This window comes from Synechococcales cyanobacterium T60_A2020_003 (assembly GCA_015272205.1).
Classification (GTDB): Bacteria; Cyanobacteriota; Cyanobacteriia; order RECH01; family RECH01; genus JACYMB01.
Genome location: JACYMB010000265.1, coordinates 1 through 6,471, shown reverse-complemented (window position 1 = coordinate 6,471; position 6,471 = coordinate 1). Strand labels below are relative to the sequence as shown.

The window sequence follows — 6,471 nt, the reverse complement described above, 5'->3', positions numbered from 1 at the left end:
TTTCTGCTGTAATCGTGACGTTGGATTTTAGATGCGCCCACCAATAGCCATCGGGATACTGCAGAGAAAGGAGATAGTCCTGGGCGGTGGCGATCGCCTGATTCAATCCTGCCAGTTGCTGTGGGTCTTGGGTCTGCATCGGTGCTGTTCAAGTCAAACGTTGGGTCTTGAGGCAGCATAATCTAAGATGTCGGGAAACTCAACGGATGCAGCCGCGATGGTCAGCGTAATTTTGGGATTAACCGTACTCTCGCTCCTGATTTGGATCGGGATGCTGGTTTTTTGGGGACAATTTTGGCGAGCCGATCAGCGATTGGATCGTGAATCTGCTCCGTCGTTGGCGACCTGGCCGACCGTTGCCGTCGTGATTCCAGCCCGCAACGAAGCCGATCTGATTGGCACCACCGTGCGATCGCACCTCACCCAAACCTATCCGGGATCGCTGTTTGTGGTGTTGGTAGATGATCAAAGTACCGATGGCACGGCAACGGTTGCCAGAGATGCAGCGGTTTCCCTGGTCCTGGGCGATCGCCTTACCGTTCTATCTGGACAACCCTTGCCCCCAGGATGGACGGGCAAACTGTGGGCGATGGAACAAGGGTTTCGGTATCTCGCGGCGCAGGCTACTCCACCCGACTATGTGCTGTTCACCGATGCTGATATCGAGCATGACCGCTTGGGCGTGCAGCAGTTAGTCACCAAGGCCGAGGCTGAAACCCTGGATCTCGTCTCCCTGATGGTGCAACTCCGCTGCCAAAGTCTTTGGGAAAAACTATTAATCCCAGCCTTTATCTTCTTCTTCCAAATGCTGTATCCCTTCCGATGGGTGAACGATCCCCGCAAGCAAACGGCAGCCGCAGCGGGGGGCTGTGCCCTGATTCGGTTCAGTGCGTTGCAGCGTATCAATGGCCTCCAGTCCATTCGGCAGGCGTTGATCGATGACTGCGCGTTGGGGGCGGCGGTAAAAGCCGAGGGAGCCATTTGGCTGGGTCTCAGCACCACCACCCGCAGCCTGCGCCCCTATCCCGACCTCGCTAGCATTTGGAGTATGGTGACCCGTAGCGCCTACACCCAACTCAACTATTCCCCGTGGCTGTTGGTGGGAACCCTGCTGGGTATGGCCTTGGTGTACTTGATACCGCCCGTGGGATTGGGGCTAGGACTGCTGTGGGGGAATAACGCCCTAGCGGTCACAGGACTGGGGGCGTGGCTACTGATGGCGATCGCTTACTGGCCTACCGTGCGGCTGTACCGAGTGGCTCCGGCGATCGCCCTGGCGTTACCGTTCATTGCCTTGCTGTATACCCTCATGACCCTTGATTCGGCGCGGCGTCATTGGGTCGGCCAAGGGGGAGCCTGGAAAGGGCGAGTTTATAGCCACCTCCAAGAATGAAGGGATTTCAGATGGGCAATATCTGGTTCCTCGACTCAGCCAACGTAGCAACTCAAACCTTAAAACTCAAACCTCAAACCTTAAAACTCAAACCTCAAAACGGATATCAGCAAGCGGGCTTTCTGAGTTGCGGTCACTTCCGACAACTGTCCCAAGGTGGTAAAGTTCTGCCCAAAATATCCTATTCTCATCGTAGCCCTTTGAGGAGTTAATTCTATGCTTTCCCTAAATACCGCGTTGGACTTGCTCAAAGCGACGAGCCGCACCTTTTTTATCCCGATTAGCCTTTTACCCTCTGGCCTTCAAGAAGCCGTTGCCTCCGCCTATCTCTGCATGCGGGCGATTGACCAAATTGAAGATCACCCCGATCTGAGTCCCGTGGTTAAGGCGAAATTGCTCAGACAGATTAGCCTCAATCTCCAGGCCGGGACTGAATCGTCCCAAGAAAGCGACTTTGCCACAGGGCTGGCGGACTATCAGGATCAGCTCGATGAAGTTACCCTCCGCATTGGGGTTTGGGCACAACTTGCACCGGACACAATCGCCCCTCGGATTTGGGATGCCACCGCAGCGATGGCGGATCGGATGGCCTACTGGGCAGAATGCAATTGGCTCATTGAAACTGAAGCCGATCTGAATCGCTACACCTTCAGCGTTGCGGGAGCAGTCGGACTGATGCTCTCGGATTTATGGGCCTGGTATGACGGGACAAAAACCAGCCGAATGGAGGCGATCGGCTTTGGTCGGGGGCTACAAGCCGTCAACATTATCCGCAACCACAGCGAAGATCTGGATCGGGGCATCAATTTTTATCCGGTGGGTTGGACGTCTGATGACATGCAGCAATACGCCCGTCGAAATTTAGCCCTTGCAGATGCTTACACGGATGCACTCCCGAAGGGGCCAGCCTTACGGTTTTGCAAAATTCCCCTCGCTCTTGCCCACGGAACCTTAGATGCGCTGGCCGCTGGTAAGGAGAAGCTGAGTCGCGATGATGTGATAGCCATTGTCAAAGCGTTGACCTAGGATGTTCGGATTTTCAATCACGCTATCGAACGGTTACATTGAACTCAACGTTGAAACCGCAATCCTCAACACATTCCCATTGCCCTGGGTCTGGGGGCAGGTGCAGAATTGCGTCAACCAATGGCAGTGGCGATTATTGGGGGATTAGTGACCTCAACGTTGTTGAGTTTAATCGTGGTTCCGGTACTGTATACCTTACTGGAAGATGGTTGGGCTTTGTTAACTCGCCGTACATCCTGAGGATGCCATGAACTTAATTATTTTTTTAATGCGGTCTTCTTGGCAGGCGATCGCGATCGCCCTAACTACAGGGATTGTGAGTGGGGTGTGTAGTGCCGGGTTAATTGCCCTGATTAGCTACCTGATGGTGCAAGATGTTCCACCCACGGGCGTAATTGTCGGAGCATTTGTCGGTTTGGGAGCAGTGGCATTAACCACCGCCATGGTGTCGCGAATTTTGCTGGTGCGCTTTTCCCAAGAGGCCGTGTTTGAACTGCAACTCCAACTCAGTCACCAAATCTTAGCCACCGAACTCAAACCCTTGGAAACGCTGGGATTGCCCCGACTGTTTGCTATTTTGACGGAGGATGTGCAAACCGTGGCGGCGGCGGCGGGTGTCGTGCCCCTCCTTGTCATTAATATTGCGAGTGCCGCTGGATGTATGGTGTACATCTCTTGGCTATCCTGGCAGGTGTTGATTCTGGTGTTGCTGATTACGCTGGTGGCCTCGCTTAGCTGTCACTGGTTCTTGGTAAGAGGACGAGCATTGCTGGCAGTGGCACGGGATCAACAAGATCGCCTCTTTCAACATTTTCGGAGCTTGATTGATGGCATCAAAGAACTCAAGCTCCACAGTCAAGGACAACGGGATTTTTGGAACGTAGATTTACAGCCGACCGCCCTCAGCGTGAAACGAAACACCAGCCAAGGCTTAAGCCTCTTTGCCGTGCTGGATAGTTGGGGAAAATTCATCTATTTTTTTGCGGTCGGCTTAGTCCTTTTTGCCCTGCCGAACTGGATTGGTATCAGTCCTGAAACGCGCTTTGGCTATGTGCTGACCTTTACCTATTTACTCGGCCCTCTGGATGGCTTAGTCAGTAAGTTACCCATTCTCAGTCGTGCCAGCATTGCTTACGACAAGATTCAAACTCTAAGTTTGAGTCTGATCTCCACCGATGGGATAGACGTACCATTGTCGCCTAGCGATGGACTGCAACGACTAGAACTCAAGGGCGTTACCCATACTTACCGAACCGATCAGGGAGAACATGAATTTACCCTGGGGCCAGTAGATTTGACCGTCTATCCGGGAGAATTAACCTTCATCATTGGTGGAAACGGAAGTGGAAAGTCTACCTTGGCAAAGGTGTTGACTGGACTTTATACGCCTCAATCGGGGGAAATTTGGCTCAATGGTCGCTTGCTCACCGATGAAAACCGAGGCTGGTATCGACAGCACTTTGCAGCAGTATTCTCAGATTTCTATCTCTTTGAGCGTCTTTTGGGCTTCGACACTAGCGCCGACTATGAGAAGGCCAAGGGCTATCTTCATGACTTGCAGCTTGATCAAAAAGTCACGATCGAAGAAGGACGGTTTTCAACGATCGCCCTTTCCCAAGGTCAGCGAAAACGCCTAACGCTGCTTAGTGCCTATCTCGATAATCGTCCTATTTATCTCTTTGATGAGTGGGCGGCGGATCAAGATCCATCTTTTAAGCATCTATTCTACACCCGCTTTTTGCTGGATCTCAAAGCTCAGGGCAAAGCCATTTTCGTGATTAGTCACGATGAGCACTACTTCCATATTGCGGATCACGTTCTCAAGTTGAATTATGGTCAGGTGGAATACGACTACCGAACCCCTGCTAACCACGACATTTCGCGTGTAGAGTAGAGAGGGCGATCGCAATAGATATTCAAGTAATCCTAGTTCCCGTAGGCGCAGAATTTCAGGCCGTTCAGCGGGCTTTGAAACGGGTTGAGATCAAAAAACCGCAACTGATTGCGATTCCCGCAGGGCCAGAGGCGCTAAAACAGTTTTTGGAAACGGAGAAACATCAACCGTGGCAAACAGCTAAGACGATGCTGCTTATGGGATTGGGGGGCAGTCTCTCGCCTGAATGCGAGATCGGTAGAGGTGTGCTGATCGATCGGGTCTGGAATCTCTTAAATCCTGAGAGCCCTGAATGTACGTTCTGTGACTCTATCCTGACTCAAACGATTCTGCAACGATGTTCTAGCCTCTCAGTGGCTACTGGCGTGACGAGCGATCGCGTCATCACATCTGCGCAAGAGAAGCGAACACTGGGCGATCGCTACAGTGCCAGCGTTGTCGATATGGAGAGTGCGGTTCTCGTTCAGGCAATTCCCCATGCTCAGCTTGCGGTGCTGCGGGTCATTAGCGACGATTGCCACCATGACTTACCCAATATTGAACAGGCGATCGCCCCTGATGGAAGTCTCCGTCCCGTTGTCCTCGCACTGCGCTTTCTCCAACGTCCCCTTGCCGCAGCACGGTTGGTTCGGGGATCTCTAAAAGGACTGAAAACGTTAGAAGCTCTGGCTCTAGATCTCTTTCAGTCCAAGGAATAACGATTTTGGGCGTTGCTGAACAGAAGTATGATTTTCGTGTTCAAGCCTTTTTCAGCCCTCACCCTAGCCCTCTCCTTGGGGAGAGGGAACAAGAGTTTTAGCGCCCTTCTCCTGCGGGAGATGGGTTGGGGATGAGGGCAATTCATAGCCGTATTCAGCAACGCCCGGTTTTGCACAGAGATTCCAAAAGAACCGAGATAGAGTTCAACTACAACGGTGTCCACTGGCTATAGATCGCCGCTTGTCCACAATAGACTCCCGCTTCATCCAACACATTCCACAAAATGCCATCTTCGATCAGAAAGCGATCGCCCGTCTTTGTCACACGCACCACTTTAAAATTCGGGACAAACCCCTTTTCCTGACTTGCCTTCAGCAGTTGATTACGCTCTTCCTGCTCCATTGGTTCTGCTGAATACCGCGAGGGCATTGCGGTAAACTCGTCCCAGCCCATCCCGAACCGTTCCAGTGCCATTTGATTTCCGTACTTGAAGATCGGATCATCCTCATTCCCGTGTGCCATCAACGCAAAAGGGGCTTCAAATAACGCCTTGGCAATTTCCTCGGATGATCCCGTAACCTCAATGAGTGGACGCTGAAGCCAATGCTGAAAACTGTCGTAAATGCGCTGACTGAGTTGGATAACCCTCGACTGTTGCCAAGGCTGATCGGCAGAGAGAGACATAGGCAATGGGAGATAACCAAAAAGAGAAGAACCGAGAAGCTCCAGTGTAGTTTATTGTACCCTGTCAGCAGATAGAGCGATCGCCCGTTCTGTCTCTTTGGGCTGCACCTCCACCATCCCCCGAAACATATTCATACCGCACGTGAACTCATACTGTCCCGGCTGTTCTGGTGTGAATTCAATCGTTGTCGTTTCATTCAGTGGGAGCGATCGCGCAATCCGAAAATCAGGAAAACGAACCTCCTCCAGACAGCTACTCGGATCTTTGCGGTCGAACTTCAGTCGCACAGGTAGACCCGCCTGCACCACAATCCGGTTCGGCTCATATCCACCATCGACCGTTATAGTGACCTCTTGCATCCCATCCTGAGCCGTAGCCCACCACGATTTGGGCTTGCTAAATAGAAACCACCACAGCTCCAACCCAATCAAACTCAACCCTCCGGCTGTAACCGCACCTTTAACCCACAACGGTTGGTCAATGCGTTGAAACTGAACGGTCTGTTCGGTTGGCTCGGACGACATCTCCGAATGCTCCTGAGCCGACACCGTTCCCGCCATGATCGCTAGCAGTAGACTGGTTGTTGTCACAATCTTTTTCATGGTTCTCTCTACCCCTCCCCCCCATCACCTCTCCACCCCATCACCCCATCACAGGCTTAAACGTCTTCAACCGCAGCGCGTTGGTAACGACCGACACAGAGCTAAAAGCCATCGCTGCTCCGGCAATGATCGGACTCAGGAGCCAACCAAAGATCGGATAAAGAATGCCAGC

The 6,471-nt window shown here is 52.3% G+C and carries 7 protein-coding genes and 1 pseudogene; 5 read left to right on the top strand and 3 right to left on the bottom strand.

Annotation, left to right across the window (positions count from 1 at the left end; translation table 11 throughout):
• Positions 1-139: hypothetical protein (locus IGR76_13285; protein ID MBF2079451.1), on the bottom strand; the 139-nt coding region annotated here is incomplete at its 3' end.
• A gap of 78 nt (positions 140-217) precedes the next feature.
• Between IGR76_13285 and IGR76_13280 the strand changes: the two genes are divergently transcribed.
• The 5 genes and pseudogenes from IGR76_13280 (at position 218) to IGR76_13260 (ending at position 5,011) form a co-directional block, all read left to right on the top strand.
• The gene (locus IGR76_13280) at positions 218-1,393 is read left to right on the top strand and encodes a glycosyltransferase (GenBank protein ID MBF2079450.1); all 1,176 of its coding nucleotides are present in this window, start codon (positions 218-220) and stop codon (positions 1,391-1,393) included.
• A 216-nt stretch (positions 1,394-1,609) separates the two neighbouring features.
• Complete coding sequence (locus IGR76_13275) at positions 1,610-2,419, top strand: phytoene/squalene synthase family protein (protein ID MBF2079449.1); 810 nt, start codon at positions 1,610-1,612, stop codon at positions 2,417-2,419.
• 72 nt (positions 2,420-2,491) lie between these two features.
• Positions 2,492-2,659 (top strand): annotated as a pseudogene (locus IGR76_13270) (efflux RND transporter permease subunit).
• A gap of 7 nt (positions 2,660-2,666) precedes the next feature.
• Positions 2,667-4,313, top strand: coding sequence for a cyclic peptide export ABC transporter (locus tag IGR76_13265; GenBank protein MBF2079448.1), 1,647 nt, complete (start codon positions 2,667-2,669; stop codon positions 4,311-4,313).
• A 74-nt stretch (positions 4,314-4,387) separates the two neighbouring features.
• Entirely contained in the window at positions 4,388-5,011 is a 624-nt protein-coding gene (locus IGR76_13260; protein MBF2079447.1) for a phosphorylase, read from the top strand.
• A 208-nt stretch (positions 5,012-5,219) separates the two neighbouring features.
• On the opposite strand, the gene IGR76_13255 is transcribed toward IGR76_13260, so the two are convergent.
• Both IGR76_13255 and IGR76_13250 read right to left on the bottom strand, forming a co-directional pair.
• Positions 5,220-5,696, bottom strand: coding sequence for an MEKHLA domain-containing protein (locus IGR76_13255; protein ID MBF2079446.1), 477 nt, complete (start codon positions 5,694-5,696; stop codon positions 5,220-5,222).
• 51 nt (positions 5,697-5,747) lie between these two features.
• A complete protein-coding gene (locus tag IGR76_13250) occupies positions 5,748-6,299 on the bottom strand; it encodes a cupredoxin domain-containing protein (GenBank protein MBF2079445.1) in 552 nt (183 codons plus the stop codon).
• Positions 6,300-6,471 lie beyond the last annotated feature (172 nt).